Raw genomic sequence first — 25,684 nt, forward strand, 5'->3', positions numbered from 1 at the left:
TTAGTCTTCAAACGTATCTTAGGATCGCTGCCTCCCAGCCCACGCCTGACAGGCACGGCAAACTCTGAATGTCGAGCCCGTGGAGTCTTTAACTCTGTCCGATTCTTTGGCAGTCGTAGGTTTTCGGCATGAGTTGCATTTCATCTTGCGGCCTCGGCTTGATCGGCTGGCAAGGTTGTCGGGTCGGCAGTCGAAGTAGTTGCCATTGACTGGCTCCACTCGTGTGCCGCTGATGCGCTTACCGTTGGCGATTAAGTCCATCAGTGGATGGCTGTCTAGCGGATAGTCGCCAGCCAGATCAACAGTAGTTGGCGTTGAATCAAACGGATGATGGCAAACCTCATTTGCTAGCCAGTCCAGCCAATCTTCATGTGCTAGCGGTGCCTTGAATCCGTCTGCGAAGTGTTCTTTGGCTGTCGTTGGCAGGCTCGAAAAAACGGCGCTCGGGGGCGGGTAGTGATGTTTCCTGCCCTGACAGATCCTGATCGCAACAGTTATGCGTACGCCAAGTCTGTCTGAGGGCTGAGTGCCTTCGCTCATTACATGCCATTGATCGGGAGCCTTCTCTCCGTTAGGGAATTGGCCCGACCTATTAATAAAAATCCACTTACCGTTGAATTCAAAAAAGCCGTAAAGCATCAGTTCCAAAAGACGGCCAACAGGCGGGCCGTAAAATGTGATGGTCTGAAACACGCCACGCTTCGTTGTTTCCTTTGTGGTGTATTCCTGTCTCGCGTGCGACGGCTGGGCTATGAGGTGGCTAGGGGCTGGGAAAGTAAAAACCTTGTCCAGTGATTCAATGAATCTGGATTCATCCTCCAGAGTCTCCAGGCTATGCCCTTGCGACCCGAACAGTCTCCACCAGCGATTTGCCGCCCATCTTCTTAGGCGGTTTTTCAAATGTTCGCTGATTTTGCTGTCGATAAATTCCAGCTCTTCCGGTCTAAGGCTGCTTATCTTATTTTTGATTTCCCGCTCTTTTTTTTCTCGCTCGCGCCAGTCAAGAATCATTATTTCGCACGCCTCATGCTCACCACGTTAGCGCCAGCGCATAGCGCATCTATCGAGTCAGCCCACGCTTGCATCATTTCCCGGCGCTGCTCGACATAGGCCGCGTGATTGTAGGTGCCGCGAATTTCGTCGGTATCACCATGGGCAAGCTGGCGTTCAATCCAATCCTTGTTGTATCCCCGCCCGTTAAGTTCGGTACTCAACAAGTGGCGGAACCCGTGGCCGGTCTGACGCCCTTCGTAGCCCATAAGGCGAAGTGCTTTGTTGACGGTGTTTTCACTCATAGGGCGCTGAGGGTTGGCGCCAGCAAACACGAGCTCATATCGCCCGGTGACCTCTTGAAGCTGGCGCAGGATCGCAACAGCCTGGCGGGGGAGCGGGACGATGTGAGGGCGGCGGGCTTTCATGCGTTCGGCTGGAATTGTCCAGGTTGCGCGCTCCAAGTCGAACTCTGCCCAGGGGGCTTGGCGAAGCTCGCCCGGGCGAACGGCCGTTAGTGTCAGCAGGCGGATGGCGTGCCGGGTCAGCGAGTGGATATTCGCGGCCTCGCTCTTGGCCAGCAGCTCTGGGAGTTCAGCAAAGGTGACGTGCGGATGATGGCGGGCAGCTTTCGGTGGCGCTGCTACCACGCTCAGATCCGTAGCTGGATTGGCGTCTACGACGCCCTTGGCCAGTCCGTACCGAAATATCTGGTGTAGCCATTGGCGGATCTTGCCGGCGGCATTGAGCGTGCCCCTGGCCTCTACTTTGCGCACCAGCTCTACCAGATCGGGCCGGGTGATCGCTTTTACAGGGCGAGAACCGATACCTGGAATCAAATCATTCTCCAGGTACAGCTTGGCCTTGTAGGTTGTGCTCTCTGCCCATCGAGGGGCGTTATAGGCAAACCACTCACGCGCTAGCGTTTCGAAGGTCAGCCCATCGACCTTCTGCGCTTGTTTGGCGGTTTTCTTCTGCTCGCCGGGGTCAGTGCCTTCAATCAGTAGCTGGCGAGCCCCATCGCGAAGCTGACGAGCTTTCAGCAGGGTGACCGCTGGGTATGCGCCGAGCGCCAGCATCTTCGCGCTGCCGTTGAAGCGGTAGCGGTAGCGCCAGAGCTTTGATCCCGTAGAGGTGACCTCAAGGCATAGGCCATTGGCGTCAGTCAGCCGATACAGCTTGTCCTTCGGCTTGGCGGTACGGATGGTGGTATCTGAGAGTGGCACGCAGCCTCCTTGCAAGCCGCACCAGGCGGGCGTGTTGCCGCTCTGGTGTGAGTAGATTTCTAGACCGAACTGGATCTACTCACGAATCTACTCACATATGTTTGGGCTTACAAGGGAACGGTTGGGAACCGTGGAAAGCAAAAAACCCGCACTAGGCGGGTTTCTTGTGTGCTTTCAGGTGTGCTTGGCATCACCTGAAAACGAAAGGTGGTGCCCAGAGACGGAATCGAACCGCCGACACGGGGATTTTCAATCCCCTGCTCTACCGACTGAGCTATCTGGGCAACGGGGCGCATTAAACGGGTTTTTCAGGGGGTCGTCAAGCAAGTTTTCAAAAAATATTTAATTATTACCGTCGCTTACGTGCAGACCCCGGTTTTTGATCAATTATTGAGCAGGTGGAACGTAGCCGTCGGCCTTGGCGTATTCCTCGCCGGAAAAGAACTTGTCCATTTCGCCTGCCAGGTATTTACGGTCTTCGGCATTCATCATGTTCAGGCGCTTTTCGTTGATCAGCAGGGTCTGGTGTTTCAACCAGTCGCCCCAGGCTTTGGCGGAGACGTGGTCGTAGATGTCCTGGCCCTTGGCACCTGGGTACGGAGGGCGTTCCAGGGCTGGCAGTTCTTCTTTGTACTTGCGGCACATAACGGTGCGGGTCATGGCGAAACTCCTGCGTTCAATACGTCGGCCGCGCGCTTGAGCAATGTTTTCACCGGGGCGGCAAGGCCCAGGCGCGGCGGGGTGGCGAGGTTATACCAGAGCCAGTCGGCCTCGGCCACGTGATGGGCGGATTCCTCGACCTGGACCAGCCAGGGTTCGATGGCCAACTGGAAGTGGCTGAAAGTGTGGACCAGCCCGGGGAGTTCCTGATGCTTGCCCAGCTGCAGCGCGTGCTGGTTGGCCAAATGATCGAGGTCTTCCAGGTCGTCCAGCTCCGGCAAGCTCCACAAACCGCCCCACAAGCCCGTGGAAGGGCGACGGTAGAGCAGAATCGCGCCCTCGCTGTTCGCCAGCATCGGCATCAGCGTACGCTTCTGTGGGATGACCTTGCGCGGCTTGGGGATCGGGTAGCGTGTCTCCAGCCCAAGCATATGGGCTTCGCAGCCTTTTTCCAGCGGGCACAGCAGGCAGCTGGGTTTGCTGCGGGTGCAGAGGGTGGCGCCCATGTCCATCATCGCCTGGGTATAGGCGTTGACGCGGGTATGGGGTGTAAAGCGCTCTGCGGTGGCCCATAGTTGTTTGGCTACCTTGGGTTCGCCAGGGTAGCCCTCTTGCGCGGTGAAACGCGCCAGCACGCGCTTGACGTTGCCATCGAGGATCGGCGCGCGCAGGCCCATGCTCAGGCTGGCAATCGCGCCAGCGGTGGATAGCCCAATGCCAGGCAGCCCGGTGAGTTTTTCGACATCGCGGGGAAACTCGCCGCCGTATTCGTTCACCACGATCCTGGCGGTCTTTTGCAGGTTGCGTGCCCGGGTGTAGTAGCCCAGGCCTGTCCACAGGTGCAGCACTTCGTCTTCCGGTGCGGCGGCCAGGGCTTCGACCGTCGGCAGCGACGCCATGAACCGGTCGAAGTAATTGAGCACGGTGCTGACCTGGGTCTGTTGCAGCATGATCTCCGACACCCACACCCGGTAAGGCGTGATGCCCTGCTGCCAGGGCAGGTCATGGCGACCGTGGCGGTCGTACCAATCGAGTACCGCCGCTGAAAACTGCTCGTCTCTCATCGGTTGAACAGACCTTTCAAGGCGTCCTTGATTTTTGGATTGACCTTGTCGAGCTTCTCTTCCAACTTCTCGTTAAGACGATTGCCGGCAGCCTTGAGGGCGACCTGGCCAAGGCCATCCTTGTCCAGGCGGCAGGCCTTGGCACCCAGTTCCAGTGGGCCGCGGCAGCGCAGCGGCACTTCGATGCCCTGGAAGTTGGTGCCGACCTGGCAGGCCGGGTCTGGCACCTCGCGCTGGTCGCCTTCGACGATGATGCCGAGGCGGTAGTCCATGCCCAGCACGCGCAAGTCGACATCGCCGTTGCCGTTGACTGTCAGCCCCGGGATGCGCACTTTCAGGTCAGGGTTGCTGGCCACGCCGTTACGGAACGTCAGGTTGCCGCGCAGTTCCTGGAAGGGTGTGTCCTTGCCTGGTGGCGTGCTGCTCAAAGTCTTGCGGTTGAGCAGGGCGATACCGGTGCAGACCTGTTGCTCGATGTTGGCGTTGAGCAGTACGCCGTTATTGATCACAAAGCTGGCGGTACCGTTGAGGCTGTCGATCAGCGCCTTCTGGCTGTTGCCACGTCCAGTCAGGTTGCTGTCCAGGGTGACCTGGCCCTTCACTGGCGGGTTTTTCCCTTGGGCTTGCAGGATCTTTTCCACCGGCACTTGCTTGATTTGGGTTTGCAGTGCGAGCAGTGGGAGGTCCTGGCGCACATCGAGCGTGCCGTTGGCCTGGAAGGTGCCGTTGTAGAGCCCGCCACTCAGGCTGTCGAGCTTGAGCTGGCCGTCGATACCCGAGGCTTTCAGCGCCGCGTTCTGGATCGGCAGCTGGCTCAGGGTGAGTTGGCCGAACGCCAGGTCGGCGTTGATATCCAGGCTGCGCAGGCGGGTCAGTTGCAGCAGTTTGTCCGTGCTCCAGGCGCTTTTGGTCGGTGCGTCCGGCAATGGCGTGCTGCCCCCGGCTGCCATCGCGCCGGCTTCGCTGCTTTGCACTTCGGCCTGGCGTGCGGCGGTTGCGCCTTTGGCCGCTTCGGATTTGGCCGGCAGGTAATTGTCGGCGTTGAAGGTATCGGCCTTGAGCTGTACACGCAGGGACTGCTTGGCGAAATCGTCCACAGCGACGCGGCCAGTGAAAGTGCTTTCGTCAAGTTTCAGGTTCAGGTTTTCCAGGGCCACGCTGGTGGGCGTGCCCTTCAGACGGCTGACCAGCTCGACCTTGCTCAGGCTGCCCGGGGCCATGGCCGGCAGCGGGTGGCCGATGCTGTCGAGAAACTTGGCCAGGTCAAACTGGGCGACAGACAGGGCGCCGCTGATTTGCGGGGTCTTGTCCAGGTCGTTGGCCTTGAGCTCGCCCAAGGCGCGCAACTGGTTGGCCGAGAGTTTCAGGTTGGTCCATTCGGCGACGTTGGCCGCCAGGTCCACCAGCAGTTGGCCCTGGGTGGAGAAGCTCACGGTCTTGCCTTGCAACGGTTCGCCGGTGGCTTCGCCGCTAAAGCGCATGTCTTCGAACTGGTAGCGCTTGAGGGCACGCTGGATGCGCAAGTTGCCGTTCAGCTCGGTCTTGACGCGCATCAGCGGCTGGTTGCTGCCCAGGAACGCGGTGAGTTTCAGTGGAATGCTGGCGCCTTCGTGGATCGCACCGGCACTGAGCTGGATGCTTTCGGCACTGAATTGCTTGCCGGTCTGTTCATCGTTGTATTCGACGCGGGCGTTGTTGATGGTCAGGCTGTCGATATCCAGGCGGATCGGTTGTGGCGGTTTCTCCGGCTTGGTTTCAGCCACTGGTTCCACTGGCGCAGGCGCGGCTGCAGGGGCCTCGGCAGTCGCATCGGGTACGTTCTTGCCGATGTCTTCCCAGTTGCCATGGCCTTGCTTGTCGCGGTTCAGGCGCAGGTTCAGGCCCTCGACACGCACATCGCTCATTTGCACTTCGCGGCGCAGCAGCGGCAGCACGCGCACAGACAGGCCAAGCATCTGCAAATCGGCGAATGGTTGGGTCGGTGCGGTCAGGGTCGCGACGCTGGCCTCGTGCAATTCCAGGCCCAGCCAGGGGAACAGGCTCCAACCGATATCGCCATTGAGCGTCAGCTCGATGTGGGCCTTGTCGCGGGCTATCTGGCGAATTTCTTCTTTGTAGTCGTTGGGATCGAAGAGGTGGGTCAGGGCAAAGCCGAGCGCCACAATGATCAGCAACAGCCCGAGAAGTACCAGACCCAGGATTTTGCCGAACGCTTTCATGGGCGAGTCCTTGTATGTCGATTTCAAAATTTAGCCGCAGAGTATAACGCCCGACGGCCTGCGTCAGTTCACGGATCGTTACATTGTATCCAGAGACGCGGAAATAGGATTTTGACGTCAAAAAAATGCAGATAATCCAAAAAAGGTAGTGGCAGTTTGATTTTTCTGTCATCCACTGGTGCTAATCTCTGCACGTTCGTCCGCCTTCTGCGACTTAACGTCGCGCCTAAAAGGGAGCTTCACTCAACAAAACGGCCACGCTTTGCGTGCAAGGCCGAGGGAGAGAGCGCCTGACGGACGCATATTAATAACTGGGGGAAACACCAATGAGCACTAGCACTGTGGCCGGCGCCGTCGCCGCACAGCCCGCGTTCCTGTCCAAGGAACGCATCATCGCCAAGCCGGGGTTCAACCGCTGGCTGGTCCCGCCGGCCGCCCTGGCCATTCACTTGTGTATCGGCATGGCCTACGGTTTCTCCGTATTTTGGCTGCCGTTGTCCAAGGCGCTGGGGATCACCGCACCGGTGGCCTGCGCGCCGGACATGAGCTTCATCGCCCAAGTCTTCTCGTCTGAATGCGACTGGCCCATCTCCATGCTGGGCTGGATATACACCTTGTTCTTTATCTTCCTGGGCTGCTCGGCAGCGATCTGGGGCGGTTGGCTGGAACATGCCGGGCCGCGCAAGGCCGGGGTTGTCTCGGCACTGTGCTGGTGCGGTGGCTTGCTGATTTCTGCGCTGGGTATCTATACCCACCAGATCTGGCTGATGTGGATCGGCTCCGGGGTCATTGGTGGTATCGGCTTGGGCCTGGGCTATATCTCGCCCGTATCGACCCTGATCAAGTGGTTCCCGGACAAGCGCGGCATGGCGACCGGCATGGCGATCATGGGCTTTGGCGGCGGCGCGATGGTGGGTGCACCTTTGGCCGCGGCGCTGATGGGGCATTTCTCTTCGCCGACCAGCGTCGGTGTATGGCAGAGCTTTGTGGTCATGGCGGCGATTTACTTCGTGTTCATGATCGGTGGTGCACTGCTGTACCGCGTGCCGCCGACCGGCTGGAAGCCTGAGGGCTGGACCGCGCCGGCGAAAAAAGCCAGCAACGCGATGATCACTCATCGTCACGTGCATGTGAATGTCGCGTGGAAAACCCCGCAATTCCGTCTGGTATGGCTGGTGTTGTGCCTGAACGTATCGGCCGGTATCGGCATCCTCGGCATGGCCTCGCCACTGTTGCAGGAAGTGTTCGGCGGCAAGCTGCTGGGTGTTGACGTGCCATTTGGCCAGTTGGATGCCGGTCAGCTTGCCTCCATTGCGGCCATTGCCGCTGGCTTTACTGGCCTGCTGAGCCTGTTCAACATCGGGGGCCGGTTCTTCTGGGCGTCGTTCTCCGATTACCTGGGGCGCAAAAACACCTACTTCGTGTTCTTTGCACTGGGCTTTGCCCTGTACGCGCTGATCCCGAACCTGGGGCACCTGGGTAACGTCGCGCTGTTCGTGGCCGCGTTCTGCATCGTGCTGTCGATGTACGGCGGTGGTTTTGCCACCGTCCCGGCTTACCTGGCTGACCTGTTCGGTACCCAAATGGTCGGTGCCATCCACGGTCGCCTGCTGACCGCTTGGGCGGCTGCGGGCGTGTTGGGGCCAGTATTGGTGAACTACCTGCGTGAATACCAACTGAGTATCGGCGTTGAACGCGCTGCGGCCTACGACATCACCTTGTATATCCTCGCCGGCCTGCTGGTGCTGGGCTTTATCTGCAACATGCTGGTGCGCCCGGTGGCCGACAAGTACTTCATGACCGACGCGGAACTTGCCGCCGAACAGGCGCTGGGGCATGACAAAGGTGCCGATGCGACCACCGTGCTGGAGTGGAAAGCGTCCGCCGGTAGCAAGCCGTTGGCGGTTGCCGCCTGGCTGGTGGTAGGTATTCCGTTGGCGTGGGGTGTGTGGGTGACCCTGCAGAAGACGGCGGTACTGTTCCACTGATATCAGCTGTGGGATATCAACTGTGGGAGGGGGCTTGCTCCCGATAGCGGAGTTTCAGTCAATGATTCAGTGACTGACCCACCGCTATCGGGGGCAAGCCCCCTCCCACATTGGTTTCCCAGTGCTTTCAGGGGCGATGCTTCACCTGTATGCACATGTCTATCCCCGACACTCCATCAGTCTTATCCCCTTCGATGTTTCTGTTTAGCGCCCGCGCCCCTATAATGGCTGCCTTTTTCGCCCAATGATTTTGCGGAGCTGGTGATGGCCGAACGTAAGGCGTCTGTCGAGCGCGACACTCTGGAAACCCAGATCAAAGCCTCGATCAACCTGGATGGCACCGGAAAGGCCCGATTTGATATCGGTGTACCTTTTCTTGAGCACATGCTGGACCAGATCGCCCGTCATGGGCTGATCGACCTGGATATCGTCGGCAAGGGCGACCTGCACATCGACGACCACCACATGGTGGAAGACGTGGGTATCACCCTCGGCCAGGCCTTTGCCAAGGCTGTTGGCGACAAGAAAGGCATCCGCCGCTACGGCCATGCCTATGTGCCGCTGGACGAAGCGCTGTCGCGTGTGGTCATCGACTTCTCCGGCCGGCCAGGCCTGCAGATGCACGTGCCCTACACCCGCGCCAATGTGGGCCGCGGCTTTGACGTCGACCTGTTCCAGGAGTTCTTCCAGGGCTTCGTCAACCACGCCCTTGTCAGCCTGCATATCGACAACCTGCGCGGCACCAACACTCACCACCAGATCGAAACCGTGTTCAAGGCTTTCGGTCGCGCGCTGCGCATGGCTGTAGAAGTCGACGAGCGTATGGGCGGGCAAATGCCGTCGACCAAGGGCGTGCTGTAATGCAGACGGTCGCGGTTATCGATTACGGCATGGGTAACCTGCACTCGGTGGCCAAGGCCCTTGAGCATGTAGGCGCTGGCAAGGTGCTGATCACCAGCGATGCCAACGTGATTCGCGAAGCCGACCGCGTGGTGTTTCCCGGCGTGGGGGCGATTCGCGATTGCATGGCCGAGATCCGCCGCCTGGGTTTTGACAGTCTGGTGCGCGAAGTCAGCCAGGACCGCCCGTTCCTCGGTATCTGCGTGGGCATGCAAGCCTTGCTCGACAGCAGCGAAGAGAACGACGGCGTCGACTGCATCGGCCTGTTTCCAGGCCAGGTGAAGTTCTTCGGCAAGGGCCTGCATGAAGATGGCGAGCATTTGAAAGTCCCGCACATGGGCTGGAACGAAGTGCGCCGCACCGTCGACCACCCGCTGTGGCATGAGATCCCGGACATGGCGCGCTTCTACTTCGTGCACAGCTACTACATCGCCGCCGGTGACCCGCGCCAGGTGGTGGGTGGCGGGCACTACGGTGTCGATTTCGCCGCAGCGCTGGCCGACGGTTCACGCTTTGCCGTGCAGTTTCACCCGGAGAAGAGCCATACCCATGGCCTGCAATTGCTGCAGAACTTCGCCGCGTGGGATGGTCGCTGGTAAATGGCCAAGAAACCGAAACCGCCGATCTTGAACCTCACGCCCGAACAGGAGCGTGCGGCCACCGACAAGATCAAGCGGTTCATGGAGGACCGCTTCGAGCTCAAGCTGGGTTCGTTCGAAGTCGCCGAGATTCTTGAGTTGTTCACCACCGAAGTGGCACCGCATTATTACAACAGGGCGATTTTCGATACGCAGACGCTCCTCAAAGAAAGGTTCGAAAGCATCGAAAGCGACTTGTGGTCGCTTGAGAAACCCTGATTTCCCAAGCATTGCTGAATATCGAATAAGGTTTGCCAGATGCTGATTATCCCCGCTATCGATCTCAAGGACGGCGCCTGTGTACGTCTGCGCCAGGGCCGCATGGAAGATTCCACGGTGTTCTCCGATGACCCGGTGAGCATGGCCGCCAAATGGGTGGAGGGTGGCTGCCGCCGTCTGCACCTGGTGGACTTGAACGGTGCCTTCGAAGGCCAGCCGGTCAATGGCGAGGTGGTCACCGCGATCGCCAGGCGCTACCCGAATCTGCCGATCCAGATCGGCGGCGGTATCCGTTCCCTGGAGACCATCGAGCACTACGTGAAAGCGGGTGTGAGCTACGTGATCATCGGCACCAAGGCGGTGAAAGACCCAGCCTTCGTCGCCGAAGCCTGCCGTGCATTCCCCGGCAAGGTTATCGTCGGCCTGGATGCGAAAGACGGTTTTGTCGCCACCGACGGTTGGGCAGAAATCAGCACCGTGCAGGTGATCGACCTGGCCAAGCAGTTCGAAGCCGACGGCGTGTCCGCCATCGTTTATACCGATATCGCCAAAGACGGCATGATGCAGGGCTGCAACGTGCCGTTTACCGCTGCCCTGGCGGCGGCGACCAGGATTCCAGTGATCGCCTCCGGCGGCATTCACAACCTGGGCGACATCAAGTCGCTGCTGGACGCCAAGGCGCCTGGCATCATCGGCGCCATCACTGGCCGGGCGATCTATGAGGGCACCCTGGACGTCGCCGAAGCCCAGGCTTACTGCGACGCCTACAACGGCTGAGGACTGACCATGGCGCTGGCCAAACGCATCATCCCTTGCCTGGACGTCGACAACGGTCGCGTGGTCAAGGGCGTCAAGTTCGAGAACATCCGCGATGCCGGCGACCCGGTGGAAATCGCCCGTCGCTACGATGAGCAAGGTGCCGACGAGATTACCTTTCTCGACATTACCGCCAGCGTCGATGGCCGCGACACCACGTTGCATACCGTCGAGCGCATGGCCAGCCAGGTGTTTATCCCGCTGACCGTGGGCGGTGGCGTACGCACCGTGCAAGACATCCGCAACCTGCTCAATGCTGGCGCGGACAAGGTCTCGATCAATACCGCCGCCGTGTTCAACCCCGAGTTCGTCGGCGAAGCCGCGCAGCATTTCGGCTCGCAATGCATCGTGGTCGCCATCGACGCCAAGAAGGTTTCCGGGCCGGGCGAAACCCCGCGCTGGGAGATTTTCACCCACGGCGGGCGCAAGCCTACCGGGCTGGACGCAGTGGAGTGGGCGATGAAGATGGAAGGCCTGGGCGCCGGTGAAATCCTGCTGACCAGCATGGATCAGGACGGCATGAAAAATGGCTTCGACCTGGGTGTCACCCGCGCCATCAGCGATGCCCTGGGCATCCCGGTAATCGCCTCCGGCGGTGTCGGCAACCTGCAGCACCTGGCCGATGGCGTGATCGAAGGGCATGCCAGCGCGGTACTGGCGGCGAGTATCTTCCACTTTGGCGAATACACCGTACCCGAGGCCAAGGCCTATATGGCCGCGCGCGGTATCGTCGTTCGCTAAACGCTGCTGGACACCATGGCAGGCTCGCGGCACTCTCTGCGCTTGCCATGGATTCCGGTAGCCTTCATGTTCAAACACCTGCTGCTCGCCCTCGCCAGTTCCTCCATGCTCATGGTGGCTACGGCACACGCCGATGAGTCGTCTGACACTTCCCTGGTGCTGCTGACGGAAAATTTCCCGCCCTACAACATGGCGAAAAACGGCAAGAACTTCGCCAAGGACGAGAACATCGAAGGCATCGCCGTGGACATCGTGCGCGAGACCTTCAAGCGCGCCGGCATTTCCTACAACCTAACCCTGCGTTTTCCATGGGAGCGAATCTACAAGCTCGCCCTGGAAAAACCCGGCTACGGTGTATTTGTCATGGCGCGCCTGCCGGACCGTGAAGCCTTGTTCAAATGGGTCGGCCCCATCGGCCCGGATGATTGGGTGCTGTTGGCCAAGGCCGACAGCAAGATCCAGCTCAACGAGCTTGAGCACGCCCGCCGCTACAAAATAGGCGCTTACAAGGGCGATGCGATTGCCGAAACATTGGGAAAACAGGGGCTCAATCCGATTGTCGCCCTGCGCGACCAGGACAATGCGCAAAAACTCATGGAAGGCCAGATCGACCTGTGGGCCACTGGCGATCCCGCTGGGCGTTACCTGGCGCGGCAGGTCGGTGTGACAGGGCTCAAGACCGTGTTGCGGTTCAATAGCGCGCAGCTTTACCTGGCGTTGAACAGGGATGTGCCGGATGACGTAGTTGCCAAGCTCCAGACCGCGCTGGATGAGTTACGCAAGAGCGGTCGTGTAGACGAAATCATGGCGCGTTACCTCTGAAGCTGGCAGTTGCGCAGAACAAATGCGGTCAAATGTGGGAGGGGCGGTGCGACGATTCGACTTGCACCCGATAGCGGTGGTCCAGTCACATAAATGTTGACTGACACACCGTCATCGGGGGCAAGCCCCCTCTCACATTTTGACCGCGCTCATTTAGCGGTAAATGCCGTTTTTGCCGTGGGCACTCATGGCCTGGTTACTGCGCACGCTGATCATCAGCTTGATATCGATCCAGTCGATGCCCTGTGCCTTGAGCTTGGGCAGTTCGCGCTCCAGCACCGCCAGGGTCTGTGGGTAAGGGTGCCCGATCATCACCGCCGAGCCCTGCTTATGCGCCAGCTTGATTGCGGTTTGCAGTTGGGTGGTAATTGCCGCCTCGGTGCGTTCGTCATCGAGGAATACATCCCGTGAGACATGAGCCAGGCCGATCTTTTGTGCTTCGGCGGCGGCGACGGTTTGCGCGCTGGTGCGGCTGTCCACGAAGAACTTATGGCGACGTTGCAGCTCGGCCATCAACCACGCCATCGCCTGCGGCTGCGCGGTCATGCGGCTGCCCATATGGTTGTTGATCCCGGCGGTGTAGGGCACGGCTTCAAACGCGGCGTCCAGGCGCTTGCCGAGTTCTTCCACGGGCAGCTCGGGGTGCCAGGCGAAGGGGCCGGTGGCCGGGTCCATGGGCATGTGCAGGATCACGATCTTGCCGGCTTTGTGGGCCTCGCGGGCGAATTCGGCGGCGTGGGGCGTGTCGGGCATGATCGCGGTGGTTACCGGCCCAGGCAGGGCCAGCACACGACGATCCCGGGTCAGGTTTTGCCCGAGGTCGTCGATGATGAGGGTCAGGTAGGCTTTGTGTGGCTCGCTGCTGGCCGAGGTCGCTTGAGCGACCCCGGCCAGGCTGCACAGCACAGCGATGATCAGGAAAAAACGCATGATCAACGGCTGCGGGTGATGCTCAGGCCCTTGAGCAGGCTCAGCGCCTGGGCCAACTGATAGTCATCGTCCTGCGGCATCGGCTTGGCTTTGGCGCCGCTGCCGGTCGGCTGGTCGGCACCGCCGTTGCCATTGCCCAGGTGACCTTGCAGGTCGGCCTCCTTGTAGTACTCGCTGTCGATCTCGTTGGTGATCTTGGCCCTGCGCACTTCGATGTCCGGCACGATGCCCTGGGCCTGGATCGAGCGGCCGTTCGGCGTGTAGTACAGCGCCGTGGTGATCTTCAGCGCCCGCTCATTGTTGAGCGGCAACACGGTTTGCACCGAGCCCTTGCCGAAGGTGGTGGTGCCCATCAGGACGCCGCGCTTCTGGTCCTGCAGGGCACCGGCGACGATTTCCGAGGCCGAGGCGCTGCCGCCGTTGATCAGCACCGCCAGCGGCACGTTCTCGCTCAGGTCGTTGCCGGTGGCCGAGAAGCGCAGTTCGGAGTTGGCGATACGACCCTTGGTGTAGACAATCAGGCCCTTGGTAATGAAGTGGTCGACCACTTCCACCGCCGATTGCAACACGCCGCCTGGGTTGTTACGCAGGTCGAGCACGATGCCGTTGAGTTTCTTGCCGTTGTCCTTGCGCAGCTTGGCCAGGGCCTTGGCCACTTCGTCGCCGGTCTTGACCTGGAACTGGGTGATGCGGATATAGCCGTAGCCAGACTCCAGCAACTGGCTCTTGACGCTCTTGACCGTGATGGTCGCGCGGGCCAGGGTCACGTCAAACGGGTTGCCACCGTCGCGTACCAGGGTCAGGGTGATTTTCTGGCCGAGCTTGCCGCGCATCTTGTCGACGGCCTCGGTCATGCTCTGGCCGCGGGTCGGCTGACCGTTGATCTTCACGATCAAGTCGCCGGCCAGGATACCGGCCTTGGACGCCGGAGTGTCGTCGATGGGCGAGACCACCTTGATCTGGCCGTCCTCGGAGCCCACTTCGATGCCCAGGCCGCCGAACTCACCGCTGGTGCTTTCCTGCAACTCGGCAAAATCTTCCGGGCCCAGGTAGGCAGAGTGCGGGTCGAGGTTGCTGAGCATGCCCTTGATGGCATTTTCCAGCAGGGTCTTGTCGTCTACGGGTTCGACATAAGCTGCCTTGATCCGGTCCATGACCTCGGCAAAGGTGCGCAGCTCGTCCAGCGGCAACGGTGCCTTGGTGGTCGCGGCCATGGCGGCGGGCGCAGCCGGTGCGGCCTGGTCGGCAAAAGCCAGAGGCGCGCCGATCACCAGGGCGATCGTCAGGGCCAGCGAAGTGAGGCGGGACAAATGCAGCATGTCGAACGAACTCCTAATGTAGATGCGACCCTATCCTTGGGATCTGCACCATTGTGCAGGATCGCTCGGGCGACCCTGCTGACGAATAGCGAAGTACAGCGCCGGGGTGTCCTGGCCGCCACTGGTACCGACAGTGGAGATGGATTCACCGGCTTTTACAACATCACCTGCCGACTTGAGTAATGTCTGATTGTGGCCGTAAAGGCTCAAATAGCCATTGCCGTGGTCGAGAATCACCAGCAAACCGGCGCCCCGCAGCCAATCGGCAAACACCACGCGCCCGCCGTGGACGGCATGGACCTGGCTGCCGGCCGAGGCGCTGATCATCACCCCATCCCACTTGGCGCGGGTGTCATCGCCACGGGTTTCACCGAAGCGTGCCAGTAATCGACCATCAACTGGCCATGGAAGTTTGCCCCGGGCTGATGCAAAAGGGCCGCCGAAGGACTCGCCGCTGCTGGACACCAGCGGGCCAGAGGCTGCGCGTGCCGGTTTGCGCGGCGCTGGCGCGTCGCTGCTGGCAGCCAGTTCGGCTTCACGCTGGCGCTTTTTTTCCGCTTCCTGCTGGGCGATCAGCGCTTTTTGCCGCGCCTCCTCGGCCTCGCGTGCCTGGCGGGCCAGGGTTTCTTCGATGGTCTTGAGCACTTTGGCCAGGTCGGCCTGGTCCTGCTCGCGGGCCTGGAGCTTGGCGTCGCGGGCTTTCACGTCGTTGTTGAGCTTGGCCAGGGCTTGCTGGCGTTCCTTGCGTACCTTGTCCAACTGGTCGCGCTGGGTATCCAGGGCGCTTTTCTGATCGAGCAATTGTGACTGCTGATCGGCAATTTCCTGTTCGACATTGGCCAACTGGCGCAGGGTTTCGTTGAAACCCTTCAATTGCGCCAGGCGCGCCTGGCTCAGGTAATCGTAATACGTGAGGGTGCGGGCGAATTTTTCCGGGTTCTGCTGGTTGAGCAGCAGCTTGAGGTATTCCTGGCGGCCGCTCTGGTACGCGGCGCGGGCCTGGATCGCGATCAGGCGTTGCTGTTCAACGCGTGCGCTCTGGAGTTTTTTTTTCTCAGCGTCGAGTCGCTCCAGTTCCGACTCGCTCTTCTTTAATTCTTTTTGCAACTCCTGGACCTGCTTCTCGAGCTTGCCCATTTCGGTTTCCGTGCCGCGCAGGTCTTTCTGCACGCCGGATTTTTCTTCCTGGAGCTTGCCCAGCAGCTTTTTCAGCTCGGCAATGTCCTGACGCGTAGCGTCCAGTTGTTGTTGGGTTTGTGCACGCTCATCGGCAAAGGCCGGTTGGAGCAGGCAGACAAGAGCGAGGGTTATCAAGGCGCGAAGCATAGAGGCGGGCGACACCAGGGAAAGGGACGGCCTAGTATGCCCGCCAAGCGCTGCAAAAAAAACGCCCAATTGGGGCTGGCGGGCAAGATAGGTGCCGAGTGGCGGTGGTATGGCAAAAAGATATCTACCAAACACTGCAAAGCTAATGTGGGAGGGGGCTTGCCCCCGATGGCGGTGTGTCAGCTGAAAATGTATTGGCTGATCTACTGCTATCGGGGGCAAGCCCCCTCCCACATTGTTATGCGTTGCTGTTTAGATCAGACCAGGATTGAGGTCCCGGTCATCTCTTCAGGCTTTTCCAGGCCCATCAGCATCAGCATGGTCGGTGCCACATCCGCCAGTACGCCGCCATTACGCACTTTGAAGTCGCGCTTGCCAACGTAGATGAACGGCACCGGCTCGGTCGTGTGGGCGGTATGCGCCTGGCCGGTGGATTCGTCGGACATCTGCTCGCAGTTGCCATGGTCGGCGGTAATCAACGCTTCGCCGCCGACTTTTTCCAGGGCGTCGACAATGCGGCCGACGCACAGGTCCAGACATTCAACGGCCTTGACCGCCGCTTCCAGGTTGCCGCTATGGCCGACCATGTCGCCGTTGGCGTAGTTGACCACGATCACGTCGTAACGCTGGTTATCAATGGCATCGACGATCTTGTCGGTGACTTCCGGCGCGCTCATTTCCGGCTGCAGGTCGTAGGTGGCGACTTTTGGTGACGGGATCAGGATGCGCTCTTCGCCGGGGAACGGTTCTTCGCGGCCACCGGAGAAGAAGAACGTCACGTGGGCGTATTTCTCGGTTTCGGCGATGCGCAGCTGGGTCTTGCCGTTCTTCGCCAGGTAGTCGCCCAGCACGTTCTCCAGGCTGCCCGGGGCGAAAGCCGATGGGGCCGGGATGTTGGCGGCGTATTGGGTAAGCATGACGAATTCGACTTTCGGCTGGCGTGCGCGCTCGAAGTCTTTGAAGCCTTCGTCGACAAACACATGGCTCAGCTCGCGGGCACGGTCGGCGCGGAAGTTCATGAACACCACGGCGTCACCGTCTTCGACCTTAACCGGCTCGCCGATGGTGGTGGCCTTGACGAATTCATCGCTTTCGCCGCGGGCGTAGGCGGCTTCCAGGCCTTCCTGGGCGGTGGCGGCATGGAATTCGGCCTGGCCGTCGACGATCAGGTTATAGGCCTGGGACACGCGGTCCCAGCGGTTGTCGCGATCCATGGCGAAGTAACGGCCGACCAGGCTGGCGATACGGCCCTTGCCGAGGGCGGCGAATGTAGTGTCGAGCAGTTCGATGGACGATTGCGCGCTTTTCGGCGGGGTGTCGCGGCCGTCGAGGAAGGCGTGCAGGTAGATCTTGTCGGCGCCGCGTTTGAAGGCCAGTTCGGCCATGGCCACCAGGTGGTCCTGATGACTATGTACGCCACCGTCCGACAGCAGGCCCATGAAGTGCACGGCCTTGCCGGCGGCGACGGCTTTATCGACCGCGGCGCAGATGGTCGGGTTTTCGAAGAACTCGCCATCGCGGATCGCTTTGGTGACACGGGTGAAGTCCTGGTATACCACTCGTCCGGCGCCGAGGTTCATGTGGCCGACTTCCGAGTTGCCCATCTGGCCGTCCGGCAGGCCCACGTCCATGCCGGAACCTGAGATCAAACCGTTGGGTACGGTGGCGGCCAGGCGATCCAGTACCGGCTTGTTGGCCGAGTACACGGCGTTGTCGTGGTGGCTTTCACTGTGTCCGAAGCCATCGAGAATTATCAGGACCAAAGGTTTAGGCGTAGTAGTCATAGATCCTCTCGCGGCGGTAATGAAGGAAGACAATTGAAAAGGGAGTGGCAGTTTAAAGCGAAGTTCCAACCACGTCACCGCTTTACGGGGGTTGGCCGCCCCTGGCGCCTGTGTATACTTACCGCCATTTTAACGCCCTGGAACCTCCTTGATGGTTGATCACCTGATTGCATTTGCCACTGCCCACTACCTGCTCGTGGGTGCCTTCGTCATCCTGCTGGCGCTGCTGATCGCTCATGAACTGAGCCGCGGTGGTCGCAGCCTGAGCACGTCGGAGCTGACCGCGCTGGTCAACAAGGATGAGGCCGTTGTCGTCGATATTCGCCCGGCCAAGGATTTTGCCGCCGGTCATATCGTCGGTGCCCTTAACATCCCTCAGGACAAGCTGATCGCACGCTTGGCCGAGCTGGAAAAATACAAGGCCAAGACCATCATCCTGGTCGATGCCCAAGGCCAGCACTCCGGCACCCACGCCCGCGAGATGCTCAAGACCGGCTTTACCGCCGCCAAGCTGTCGGGTGGTATCAGCAGCTGGCGTGGCGATAATCTGCCGCTGGTGAAGTGATATGAGCCAGGTTGTCGTGTATTCCAGCGATTATTGCCCTTATTGCATTCGAGCCAAGCAGTTGCTCCAAAGCAAGAAGGTGGCCTTCGAAGAGATCAAGGTCGATGGCAAGCCTCAGGTGCGCGCCGAAATGGCCCAGAAGGCCGGCCGCACGTCGGTCCCGCAGATCTGGATCGGCGCCAGGCATATCGGTGGCTGCGATGACCTGTTTGCATTGGAGCGCGCCGGTAAACTTGATGCGCTGCTGTCCGCCCAACCCCTAAAAGACCCCAAGATAAAGAAGGATCTGCGATGACTGATCAACAGAACACCGAAGCAGCAGAAGCCCAAGGCCCACAGTTTTCGCTGCAGCGCATTTACGTGCGTGACCTGTCGTTCGAAGCGCCGAAAAGCCCGGCCATCTTCCGCCAGGAATGGACCCCAAGCGTTGCGCTGGACCTGAACACCCGTCAGAAAGCCCTGGAAGGCGACTTCCACGAAGTCGTGCTGACCCTGTCGGTTACCGTCAAGAACGGCGAAGAAGTAGCCTTCATCGCTGAAGTGCAACAGGCCGGTATCTTCCTGATCCAGGGCCTGGACGAAGCTTCCATGAGCCACACCCTGGGTGCGTTCTGCCCGAATATCCTGTTCCCGTATGCCCGCGAGACCCTGGACAGCCTGGTCACCCGTGGCTCGTTCCCGGCCCTGATGCTGGCTCCGGTGAACTTCGATGCCCTGTACGCCCAAGAGCTGCAGCGCATGCAGCAGGAAGGCGCGCCGACGGTTCAGTAAGTCGATGCGGTAAAAAATGTGGGAGGGGGCTTGCCTCCGATAGCGGTGGACCAGTCACTTAGATGTCGACTGACACTCCGCCATCGGGGGCAAGCCCCCTCCCACATTTGTTTTACGTGTTATTTGAAACCGAGTTGGCGCCAGCCTTCGTAGACGGCGACGGCCACGGTGTTGGACAGGTTCAGGCTGCGGCAGCCTTCGCGCATCGGCAAGCGCAGGCGGTGGCCGTCGGGCAGGGCGTCGAGCACGTCGGCTGGCAGGCCACGGCTTTCCGGGCCGAACAGGAAGGCGTCGCCTTCGGCAAAGCTGGCATCATGAAACGGCCGCGAGCCCTTGGTGGTGAACGCAAACAGGCGTGGATGGCCCAGGCTTTCCAGGCAGCTGGCCAGGTCGGCATGGCGCTGGAGGGTGGCGTACTCGTGGTAGTCCAGCCCGGCGCGGCGTAGGCGCTTGTCGTCCATGTCAAAGCCCAGCGGCTCGATCAAATGCAGGTGGCAGCCACTGTTGGCGCACAGCCTGATAACGTTGCCGGTATTCGGCGGAATTTCTGGTTGAAAAAGGATGACGTGAAACATGCACGGCTCCGAAGGCAAAGATGCGCTGCATTCTACCCCCGAAGACGACCCCAGGCCGAAGCTATTGCCGAGGGTTCTGGGCTCGTTGGCGATTGTCGGCTTGATGATTGGCCTGATGATTGGTCGCCTGACCACCCCGGACCCGGTTGAGCTGCAGCAAATAGAGACGGCGGCGGACGGCATCGTGGTGTGGTTCAACAGCGAGCCCAAACTGCATGGCGAGCATATCGATGGCACCGTGGCGCTGCTGTTCGACGCGCTGGGCAAGCCTGCCGGCGGGCAACTTAAGGTCAATGACAAGGATGTGAACTGGCGCGTGCGCAAGACCGATGGCGGTTTGCTGCTGAACCTGGTGGCGGCGCGGCCATTGCGAGGGGAATGGAAAGGCGAGCAGGTCGATGACCGCTGGCGGCTGGAGGTCCATCTCCAAGAGCAATAAAAGAGGGAGTTCCCGGCCTGCCTGTACCAGGGCTCCCAAAACGGGGTGAAGCCAGAGGCTTCGGTGTTAAAGAGGGGATTCTCGGCCTGCCTGTACCAAGGTCCCCGAAACTGGGTAGTACTGGGGTTATTGCAGGGGGCGTGCCAAAACTTGCAATTGCTGCTGGAAAAAAATGCCAAAAAGCGCAAAGCCCCGGGATACGGGGCTTTGGTAAGTTCTACGGTTAAGAACTTCGTAGCAAAAGTGCTTTGTGAGGTTTCTGGACTGTGCTCAATGCCGGTTCATCGTGCATTGAAGCGGTGCACAGTCTGCAGGCATTGCACAAAACAAATGTGGGAGCTGGCTTGCCTGCGATGACGGCATGTCAGCCCTATACCGGGTGACTGACACACCGCCATCGCGGGCAAGCCCGGCTCCCACACTAGACTGTCAGCGGTCCTGGGGTTCAGCTTTCATCACCCTCATCATCATCCCCACCATCCACCTTCATCCCCAATTCCTTGATCTTGCGCGTCAGGGTATTGCGCCCCCAACCCAGCAATACGGCGGCATCGCGACGACGGCCGGCGGTGTGCTTGAGGGCAGTCTCGATCATGATCCGCTCGAACGCCGGCACGGCGCTGTCCAGCAGGTTCGACTGGCCGCGGGCCAGGGCCTGGTCGGCCCATTGGCGCAAGGCCTGTTCCCAGTTGGTCACCGGGGCCGAATCCTGCGGCAGGCTCAGCAGCTCAGGCGGCAGGTCGCTGATATGCACTTCGCGCCCGGACGCCATCACGGTGATCCAGCGGCAGGTGTTTTCCAGCTGGCGCACATTGCCGGGCCACGGCAGGTTCTTGAGGTATTCCTCGGTCTCGCTTTTGAGCAGCTTCGGCTCTACGGCCAGCTCCAGGGCGGCGCGGCTGAGGAAGTGGCGGGCGAGGGTAGGAATGTCTTCGCGGCGGTCCGACATGCGTGGGATATGGATGCGGATCACATTGAGGCGATGGAACAAGTCCTCACGGAATTTGCCGGCGTGTACCAGGGTTTCCAGGTTCTGGTGAGTGGCCGCAATGATGCGCACATCGACCTTGACCGGCGTATGCCCGCCGACGCGATAGAACTCACCGTCCGCCAGTACCCGCAGCAAGCGGGTTTGGGTATCGGCTGGCATATCACCGATTTCATCGAGGAACAGCGTACCGCCGTCGGCCTGTTCAAAACGCCCGCGCCGCAGGTTGGCGGCGCCGGTGAACGCGCCTTTCTCATGACCGAACAGCTCTGATTCCATCAAGTCCTTCGGAATCGCCGCCATGTTCAGCGCGATAAACGGCGAGGCCGCCCGTGGGCTGTGGCGATGCAGGGCGTGGGCCACCAGCTCTTTACCAGTACCTGACTCGCCATTGATCAGCACAGTGATGTTGGAGTGGCTCAAGCGCCCGATCGCGCGAAACACTTCCTGCATCGCTGGCGCTTCACCGATGATTTCCGGGGTGCGGGTCAGGGCGGGCGGGGCTTCCTGGTTTTGTTGTTCCTGGGCGTGTTGGTTGGCACGCTTGACCAGCGCCACCGCCTCATCCACGTCAAATGGCTTGGGCAGGTACTCAAAGGCGCCGCCCTGATAGGACGCGACAGCGCTGTCCAGGTCCGAGTGCGCAGTCATGATGATCACTGGCAGGCGCGGGTGCTGCTCGCGGATGCGTGCGAGCAAGTCCAGGCCACTGGCGCCGGGCATGCGGATGTCGGAGATGATCACGTCCGGCTGCTGGCGCGCCAGGCGGCTCATCACGCCGTCGGCGCTGTCGAAGCTCTGGGTGGTCATGCCTTCCTGTTGCAAGGCTTTCTCCAGGACCCAGCGGATAGAACGGTCGTCATCGACGATCCAGACAGTTTCACTACGGCTCATGTCGTGGGGGCTCCTTGTTCCAATGGCAGGAAGATCGAGAATGTGGTGTGGCCAGGATGGCTTTCACATTCGATCAGGCCCTGGTGCTGGCTGATGATGTTCTGGGTAATGGCCAGGCCCAGCCCGGTACCGTCCGGGCGGCCGCTGACCATGGGAAAGAAGATGGTTTCCTGCAATTCGGCCGGGATGCCCGGGCCGTTGTCGATGATCTCTACCTTGGTCACCAGGCGATGGCGCACGTGGCCGATGGTGAACTGGCGCAGGGCGCGGGTGCGCAGGCTGATGCGGCCCAGGCGCAGCTCGTTCTGGCTGCTGATGGCCTGCATGGCGTTGCGCACGATATTGAGCACCGCCTGGATCATCTGCTCGCGGTCGATCAATACGTCGGGAATGCTTGGGTCGTAGTCGCGTACCAGGGTGATGCAACCTTGGCTCTCGGCTTCGACCAGCTGGCACACGCGCTCCAGCACCTCGTGCACGTTGGTCAACGCCAGGGACGGCAACTTGTTGGAGCCGAGCATGCGGTCCACCAGGTTACGCAGGCGGTCGGCCTCCTCGATGATGACGTTGGTGTAGTCCTTGAGGTGCTCCTCCGGCAGCTCGCGGGCCAGCAACTGCGCAGCGCCGCGAATGCCGCCCAGGGGGTTCTTGATCTCATGGGCCAGGCCGCGTACCAGCATCTTGCTGGTTTCCTGCTTGGACAGTTGCGCCTCTTCCTTGGTGATGCGCAGCAATCGGTCGCGAGGATGCACTTCGAGCAACAGCAGGGTGGCGCCGTTGCTCAGGATCGGGGTCACGGCGTAATCAACGGTCAGGGTCTGGCCGGTGAGAGCAGTGAGCATTGCTTCGCGTTTGGTGAACGGGTGCGCCTGCTCCACCGCCTGGCGCAACGAGCTCAAGGCCTCGGCCGACTCGGTGAACAACTCGCTGATGAACTGCCCATGGCTGCGCTGGCCGCTGATGGCCAGGAGCATCTCGGCCGCCGGGTTCATGTACTCAAGGCGCAGGTCGGCATTGAGCAGGATGGTCGCGGTGGTCAGGTTGTCGAGTAACAAACGGTGCAGTGCATCGCTGATGGTCATCGGGACCTCTTTTGGAGCAAGGCGCGGGCTTGAGGCACACGCTGATACAAGGAAAATGCAAAAACCAAACCAAGGCTCCGAAAAGAAGCGTTAAAGCCCTGAAATAGGCGTTTTAAGTGCGAAACTGTGGCGTTCTGCCAGCTTTATCGGGAAGATTCGAACCAAAATGGGCTGTGCCGGTGGGAAGGGTGCAACCTATCGCACCAATATAGTGCGATTTTGTGAAGGCTGTTCAGCAACTGAAGATTAAAGGCGAATCGCAGTCAGTGTGGGAGCTGGCTTGCCTGCGATAGCTGTGGTGCATTCAGCACCGTTATCGCAGGCAAGCCAGCTCCCACATTTTTAATTGGATTTGCAGTCCTTTTAGCCTTTGTAGATGCAAAGCTCGGCGGTGGCGCGGATCATCGCCAGTTGGCGCAGCGGATCATTCAGCGGTTCGTGCACGGCCTCGGCCAGCCATTGGGGGCATTTGGGGTCAGTGCGCAGGGGCGTGAAGTCGGCCAGCTGCTGCAGCAGCCTTTTTTGCAGCTCGTCCAATCGCGGGCGGATCTGCTGGACCAGGTCCGGGCGTGGGTCGTCGGGGGCCTTGCCCTGAAACTGCCAATCGGACAGGTGGGTGTACTGCACCAGTTTATTGGCTTCGATCTGTGCGGCGAAAAACTGCTCGGCAGCGGCCGGGTCCAGCTTGTAGCTGGGAGCCTGGGCAGTAACGCTGGCGATCACCTCTTGTTCGCGCTTCTTGTCCTCCACGGGTTTGTGGCTGTCCCACTTGCTCAGTGCTACCTGGTCGGCAATCTCCAGGCGTTCGGCGATGCTGTTGAGCAACGGCTCAAGCGTGGGCGGCGAAGCGCTCGCACTGGCACTGATGAACAACAGGGCAAATACAAGTCGATGTCTCAAAAATGATCTCCTGTGGGAGCGGGCTTGCCCGCGATGGCAATGTGTCAGTGATACAGCAACTGGCCGGTAGTGCGCTATCGCAGGCAAGCCAGCTCCCACACGTTGATTGCGTAGCGTAACGCCCAGGCAAAAAAAAGACCTCCCGAAGGAGGTCTTTTTCATCACGCTACCTTAAGCAGCGCTACCGGATCAGCAGCTGTAGTACAGCTCGTATTCCAGTGGGTGCACGAAGGTGCGAACCTTGATTTCTTCTTCGCTTTTGAGCTCGATGTAGGCATCGATGAAGTCGTCGCTGAAGACGCCGCCCTTGGTCAGGAATGCACGGCCCTTATCCAGCTCTTCCAGGGCTTCTTTCAGGCTGCCGCACACTTGTGGGATCTCTTTGGCCTCTTCAGGCGGCAGGTCGTACAAGTTCTTGTCGGCGGCATCGCCTGGGTGGATCTTGTTCTGGATACCGTCCAGGCCGGCCATGACCAGCGCAGCGAAGGCCAGGTATGGGTTGGCCGCTGGATCCGGGAAACGGGCTTCGATACGGCGAGCGCGGGGGCTGGACACGTAAGGAATACGGATCGAGGCGGAACGGTTGCGAGCCGAGTAGGCCAGCATCACCGGCGCTTCGAAGCCTGGCACCAGACGCTTGTAGGAGTTGGTCGACGGGTTGGTGAAGCCGTTCAGGGCCTTACCGTGCTTGATGATACCGCCGATGAAGTACAGGGCGGTGTCGGACAGGCCGGCATAGCCTTCGCCAGCGAAGGTGTTCTTGCCTTCTTTGGCGATGGACAGGTGAACGTGCATACCCGAACCGTTATCGCCATACAGCGGCTTAGGCATGAAGGTCGCGGTACGGCCGTAGGCATCAGCCACGTTGTGTACGCAGTACTTCAGGGTTTGTACTTCGTCAGCCTTGGCTACCAGGGTGTTGAATTTCACACCGATTTCGTTCTGGCCGGCAGTGGCCACTTCGTGGTGGTGAACTTCGATGACCAGGCCCATTTCTTCCATGGCGTTGCACATGGAGGTACGGATTTCATGGTCGTGGTCGAACGGCGGAACCGGGAAGTAGCCACCCTTGATACCTGGGCGGTGGCCCTTGTTACCGCCTTCGATGTCTTGGTCGGACATCCACGAACCTTGCTCGGAGAAGATCTTGAACATGGAACCGGAGATATCGGACTTGAACTTGACCGAATCAAAGATGAAGAACTCTGGCTCAGGACCAACGAATACGGTGTCACCGATACCGGTGGACTTCAGGTATTCCTCGGCACGCTTGGCGATCGCACGTGGGTCGCGGTCGTAGCCTTGCATGGTCGAAGGCTCGATCACGTCGCAGACGATGATCAGGGTTGGGTCTTCGGTGAACGGGTCGAGCACGGCAGTGCTGTCGTCCGGCATCAGGATCATGTCGGAAGCTTCGATGCCTTTCCAGCCAGCAATGGAGGAGCCGTCGAACATTTTGCCTTCTTCGAAGAAAGCGTCATCCAGCGCGTCGCGAGCCGGCATGGTCACGTGGTGCTGAGTGCCTTTGGTGTCCGTGAAGCGCAGATCAATCCATTTAACGTCATGATCTTTGATGAGTTGAACCGACTTCGACATGGTGTCCTCCGGGTGGCTTCGGGCTGGGTAGTGGAGTTAGCCCTTAGAATGTGGGTGATGCCGGCGCGGATACTCCGCCATGGCAACCTGCCTCACAAGAGAGCAAATTGCATGCCAGTGCGCCAACATGGCCGTTTTGCCTCAAAATGGCCCCTATAACGGTGCAATCTTTAAAAACGCGATAAATAGCGCACTGCAATGTAGCGTTTATTTGTGCAAATGACCTGTTTTG

At 60.1% G+C, this 25,684-nt stretch carries 25 protein-coding genes and 1 tRNA gene; 11 read left to right on the top strand and 15 right to left on the bottom strand.

The genetic code is table 11. The features are described from left to right. Positions 1-18: 18 nt before the first annotated feature. From TU73_RS01055 to TU73_RS01080, 6 genes are all read right to left on the bottom strand, one after another. The gene (locus TU73_RS01055) at positions 19-1,011 is read right to left on the bottom strand and encodes a hypothetical protein (RefSeq protein WP_057010597.1); all 993 of its coding nucleotides are present in this window, start codon (positions 1,009-1,011) and stop codon (positions 19-21) included. After that, positions 1,011-2,216 (bottom strand): tyrosine-type recombinase/integrase, encoded by a 1,206-nt coding sequence (locus tag TU73_RS01060; protein WP_057010598.1) that lies wholly within the window; start codon positions 2,214-2,216, stop codon positions 1,011-1,013. Before TU73_RS01060 ends, TU73_RS01055 begins: the two co-directional genes overlap by 1 nt. Before the next feature lie 208 nt (positions 2,217-2,424). Continuing rightward, positions 2,425-2,500: transfer RNA gene (locus TU73_RS01065), tRNA-Phe, on the bottom strand. Between the two features lie 103 nt (positions 2,501-2,603). Further along, complete coding sequence (locus TU73_RS01070) at positions 2,604-2,876, bottom strand: oxidative damage protection protein (RefSeq protein WP_057010599.1); 273 nt, start codon at positions 2,874-2,876, stop codon at positions 2,604-2,606. Further along, positions 2,873-3,940 carry an A/G-specific adenine glycosylase gene (gene mutY / locus TU73_RS01075; protein ID WP_057010600.1) on the bottom strand — a complete coding sequence of 356 codons (1,068 nt, stop codon included), beginning with the start codon at positions 3,938-3,940 and terminating at the stop codon, positions 2,873-2,875. The genes TU73_RS01070 and mutY overlap by 4 nt, the downstream gene beginning before the upstream one ends. Further along, positions 3,937-6,159, bottom strand: coding sequence for an AsmA family protein (locus tag TU73_RS01080; protein WP_057010601.1), 2,223 nt, complete (start codon positions 6,157-6,159; stop codon positions 3,937-3,939). The genes mutY and TU73_RS01080 overlap by 4 nt, the downstream gene beginning before the upstream one ends. A gap of 326 nt (positions 6,160-6,485) precedes the next feature. On the opposite strand from TU73_RS01080, the gene TU73_RS01085 reads away from it, so the two are divergent. From TU73_RS01085 to TU73_RS01115, 7 genes are all read left to right on the top strand, one after another. Next, positions 6,486-8,147, top strand: a complete 1,662-nt coding sequence (locus TU73_RS01085) for an OFA family MFS transporter (RefSeq protein WP_057010602.1) — start codon at positions 6,486-6,488, stop codon at positions 8,145-8,147. Between the two features lie 264 nt (positions 8,148-8,411). After that, positions 8,412-9,008 carry an imidazoleglycerol-phosphate dehydratase HisB gene (gene hisB / locus TU73_RS01090; protein WP_043047299.1) on the top strand — a complete coding sequence of 199 codons (597 nt, stop codon included), beginning with the start codon at positions 8,412-8,414 and terminating at the stop codon, positions 9,006-9,008. Then, positions 9,008-9,646: an imidazole glycerol phosphate synthase subunit HisH gene (gene hisH, locus TU73_RS01095; protein ID WP_043047298.1), complete on the top strand. Its 639-nt coding sequence runs from the start codon at positions 9,008-9,010 to the stop codon at positions 9,644-9,646. Before hisB ends, hisH begins: the two co-directional genes overlap by 1 nt. Beyond that, the gene (locus TU73_RS01100) at positions 9,647-9,904 is read left to right on the top strand and encodes a DUF2164 domain-containing protein (protein ID WP_043047297.1); all 258 of its coding nucleotides are present in this window, start codon (positions 9,647-9,649) and stop codon (positions 9,902-9,904) included. A 39-nt stretch (positions 9,905-9,943) separates the two neighbouring features. Continuing rightward, entirely contained in the window at positions 9,944-10,681 is a 738-nt protein-coding gene (gene hisA, locus TU73_RS01105; protein WP_057010603.1) for a 1-(5-phosphoribosyl)-5-[(5-phosphoribosylamino)methylideneamino]imidazole-4-carboxamide isomerase, read from the top strand. 9 nt (positions 10,682-10,690) lie between these two features. Next, entirely contained in the window at positions 10,691-11,461 is a 771-nt protein-coding gene (gene hisF / locus TU73_RS01110; protein WP_003171107.1) for an imidazole glycerol phosphate synthase subunit HisF, read from the top strand. Between the two features lie 66 nt (positions 11,462-11,527). Continuing rightward, entirely contained in the window at positions 11,528-12,283 is a 756-nt protein-coding gene (locus TU73_RS01115; RefSeq protein ID WP_057010604.1) for a substrate-binding periplasmic protein, read from the top strand. A 153-nt stretch (positions 12,284-12,436) separates the two neighbouring features. Here the strand turns inward: TU73_RS01115 and TU73_RS01120 are convergent, their stop codons facing one another. The 4 genes from TU73_RS01120 to gpmI all read right to left on the bottom strand — a co-directional run bounded on the left by TU73_RS01120 (position 12,437) and on the right by gpmI (position 17,642). After that, the gene (locus TU73_RS01120; RefSeq protein WP_057010605.1) at positions 12,437-13,213 is read right to left on the bottom strand and encodes a divergent polysaccharide deacetylase family protein; all 777 of its coding nucleotides are present in this window, start codon (positions 13,211-13,213) and stop codon (positions 12,437-12,439) included. 2 nt (positions 13,214-13,215) lie between these two features. Next, on the bottom strand, positions 13,216-14,532 hold the full coding sequence (locus TU73_RS01125; protein ID WP_057010606.1) for a S41 family peptidase: 1,317 nt from the start codon (positions 14,530-14,532) through the stop codon (positions 13,216-13,218). A gap of 30 nt (positions 14,533-14,562) precedes the next feature. Continuing rightward, entirely contained in the window at positions 14,563-15,858 is a 1,296-nt protein-coding gene (locus tag TU73_RS01130) for a murein hydrolase activator EnvC family protein (RefSeq protein ID WP_057010607.1), read from the bottom strand. A gap of 257 nt (positions 15,859-16,115) precedes the next feature. Further along, positions 16,116-17,642 (bottom strand): 2,3-bisphosphoglycerate-independent phosphoglycerate mutase, encoded by a 1,527-nt coding sequence (gpmI, locus tag TU73_RS01135; protein ID WP_057010608.1) that lies wholly within the window; start codon positions 17,640-17,642, stop codon positions 16,116-16,118. 151 nt (positions 17,643-17,793) lie between these two features. On the opposite strand from gpmI, the gene TU73_RS01140 reads away from it, so the two are divergent. From TU73_RS01140 to secB, 3 genes are read left to right on the top strand one after another with little or no spacing between them, the layout of a single operon-like run. Further along, on the top strand, positions 17,794-18,207 hold the full coding sequence (locus tag TU73_RS01140) for a rhodanese-like domain-containing protein (RefSeq protein ID WP_057010609.1): 414 nt from the start codon (positions 17,794-17,796) through the stop codon (positions 18,205-18,207). A gap of 1 nt (position 18,208) precedes the next feature. Continuing rightward, positions 18,209-18,502, top strand: coding sequence for a glutaredoxin 3 (gene grxC / locus TU73_RS01145; protein ID WP_057010610.1), 294 nt, complete (start codon positions 18,209-18,211; stop codon positions 18,500-18,502). Then, the gene (gene secB / locus TU73_RS01150) at positions 18,499-18,978 is read left to right on the top strand and encodes a protein-export chaperone SecB (RefSeq protein WP_014716520.1); all 480 of its coding nucleotides are present in this window, start codon (positions 18,499-18,501) and stop codon (positions 18,976-18,978) included. The genes grxC and secB overlap by 4 nt, the downstream gene beginning before the upstream one ends. A 119-nt stretch (positions 18,979-19,097) precedes the next feature. Here secB and TU73_RS01155 read toward each other — a convergent pair whose 3' ends face one another. Beyond that, positions 19,098-19,553 carry a tRNA (cytidine(34)-2'-O)-methyltransferase gene (locus TU73_RS01155; RefSeq protein ID WP_046070509.1) on the bottom strand — a complete coding sequence of 152 codons (456 nt, stop codon included), beginning with the start codon at positions 19,551-19,553 and terminating at the stop codon, positions 19,098-19,100. Between TU73_RS01155 and TU73_RS01160 the strand changes: the two genes are divergently transcribed. After that, entirely contained in the window at positions 19,552-19,992 is a 441-nt protein-coding gene (locus TU73_RS01160) for a hypothetical protein (RefSeq protein ID WP_057010611.1), read from the top strand. The two genes, TU73_RS01155 and TU73_RS01160, sit on opposite strands and share 2 nt — an antisense overlap. Positions 19,993-20,437: 445 nt before the next feature. Here the strand turns inward: TU73_RS01160 and ntrC are convergent, their stop codons facing one another. From ntrC to glnA, 4 genes are all read right to left on the bottom strand, one after another. Beyond that, positions 20,438-21,874: a nitrogen regulation protein NR(I) gene (gene ntrC / locus TU73_RS01165; protein WP_057010612.1), complete on the bottom strand. Its 1,437-nt coding sequence runs from the start codon at positions 21,872-21,874 to the stop codon at positions 20,438-20,440. Further along, a complete protein-coding gene (glnL, locus tag TU73_RS01170) occupies positions 21,871-22,956 on the bottom strand; it encodes a nitrogen regulation protein NR(II) (protein ID WP_046070512.1) in 1,086 nt (361 codons plus the stop codon). The genes ntrC and glnL overlap by 4 nt, the downstream gene beginning before the upstream one ends. Before the next feature lie 363 nt (positions 22,957-23,319). Beyond that, positions 23,320-23,856: a chorismate mutase gene (locus tag TU73_RS01175; protein ID WP_057010613.1), complete on the bottom strand. Its 537-nt coding sequence runs from the start codon at positions 23,854-23,856 to the stop codon at positions 23,320-23,322. Positions 23,857-24,045: 189 nt separating this feature from the next. Then, on the bottom strand, positions 24,046-25,452 hold the full coding sequence (gene glnA / locus TU73_RS01180; protein WP_034117297.1) for a glutamate--ammonia ligase: 1,407 nt from the start codon (positions 25,450-25,452) through the stop codon (positions 24,046-24,048). Positions 25,453-25,684: the final 232 nt, after the last annotated feature.

Source organism: Pseudomonas libanensis (genome assembly GCF_001439685.1).
GTDB classification, from domain to species: Bacteria; Pseudomonadota; Gammaproteobacteria; order Pseudomonadales; family Pseudomonadaceae; genus Aquipseudomonas; species Aquipseudomonas libanensis.

What these genes read in the sequence shown, in the direction of transcription:
- TU73_RS01055 (WP_057010597.1), bottom strand. Translation starts at nt 1,011, where the DNA reads ATGATTCTTGACTGGCGCGAGCGAGAAAAAAAAGAGCGGGAAATCAAA.
- TU73_RS01070 (WP_057010599.1), bottom strand. Translation starts at nt 2,876, where the DNA reads ATGACCCGCACCGTTATGTGCCGCAAGTACAAAGAAGAACTGCCAGCC.
- mutY (WP_057010600.1), bottom strand. Translation starts at nt 3,940, where the DNA reads ATGAGAGACGAGCAGTTTTCAGCGGCGGTACTCGATTGGTACGACCGC.
- TU73_RS01080 (WP_057010601.1), bottom strand. Translation starts at nt 6,159, where the DNA reads ATGAAAGCGTTCGGCAAAATCCTGGGTCTGGTACTTCTCGGGCTGTTG.
- TU73_RS01085 (WP_057010602.1), top strand. Translation starts at nt 6,486, where the DNA reads ATGAGCACTAGCACTGTGGCCGGCGCCGTCGCCGCACAGCCCGCGTTC.
- hisB (WP_043047299.1), top strand. Translation starts at nt 8,412, where the DNA reads ATGGCCGAACGTAAGGCGTCTGTCGAGCGCGACACTCTGGAAACCCAG.
- hisH (WP_043047298.1), top strand. Translation starts at nt 9,008, where the DNA reads ATGCAGACGGTCGCGGTTATCGATTACGGCATGGGTAACCTGCACTCG.
- TU73_RS01100 (WP_043047297.1), top strand. Translation starts at nt 9,647, where the DNA reads ATGGCCAAGAAACCGAAACCGCCGATCTTGAACCTCACGCCCGAACAG.
- hisA (WP_057010603.1), top strand. Translation starts at nt 9,944, where the DNA reads ATGCTGATTATCCCCGCTATCGATCTCAAGGACGGCGCCTGTGTACGT.
- hisF (WP_003171107.1), top strand. Translation starts at nt 10,691, where the DNA reads ATGGCGCTGGCCAAACGCATCATCCCTTGCCTGGACGTCGACAACGGT.
- TU73_RS01115 (WP_057010604.1), top strand. Translation starts at nt 11,528, where the DNA reads ATGTTCAAACACCTGCTGCTCGCCCTCGCCAGTTCCTCCATGCTCATG.
- TU73_RS01120 (WP_057010605.1), bottom strand. Translation starts at nt 13,213, where the DNA reads ATGCGTTTTTTCCTGATCATCGCTGTGCTGTGCAGCCTGGCCGGGGTC.
- TU73_RS01125 (WP_057010606.1), bottom strand. Translation starts at nt 14,532, where the DNA reads ATGCTGCATTTGTCCCGCCTCACTTCGCTGGCCCTGACGATCGCCCTG.
- TU73_RS01130 (WP_057010607.1), bottom strand. Translation starts at nt 15,858, where the DNA reads ATGCTTCGCGCCTTGATAACCCTCGCTCTTGTCTGCCTGCTCCAACCG.
- gpmI (WP_057010608.1), bottom strand. Translation starts at nt 17,642, where the DNA reads ATGACTACTACGCCTAAACCTTTGGTCCTGATAATTCTCGATGGCTTC.
- TU73_RS01140 (WP_057010609.1), top strand. Translation starts at nt 17,794, where the DNA reads ATGGTTGATCACCTGATTGCATTTGCCACTGCCCACTACCTGCTCGTG.
- grxC (WP_057010610.1), top strand. Translation starts at nt 18,209, where the DNA reads ATGAGCCAGGTTGTCGTGTATTCCAGCGATTATTGCCCTTATTGCATT.
- secB (WP_014716520.1), top strand. Translation starts at nt 18,499, where the DNA reads ATGACTGATCAACAGAACACCGAAGCAGCAGAAGCCCAAGGCCCACAG.
- TU73_RS01160 (WP_057010611.1), top strand. Translation starts at nt 19,552, where the DNA reads ATGCACGGCTCCGAAGGCAAAGATGCGCTGCATTCTACCCCCGAAGAC.
- TU73_RS01155 (WP_046070509.1), bottom strand. Translation starts at nt 19,553, where the DNA reads ATGTTTCACGTCATCCTTTTTCAACCAGAAATTCCGCCGAATACCGGC.
- ntrC (WP_057010612.1), bottom strand. Translation starts at nt 21,874, where the DNA reads ATGAGCCGTAGTGAAACTGTCTGGATCGTCGATGACGACCGTTCTATC.
- glnL (WP_046070512.1), bottom strand. Translation starts at nt 22,956, where the DNA reads ATGACCATCAGCGATGCACTGCACCGTTTGTTACTCGACAACCTGACC.
- glnA (WP_034117297.1), bottom strand. Translation starts at nt 25,452, where the DNA reads ATGTCGAAGTCGGTTCAACTCATCAAAGATCATGACGTTAAATGGATT.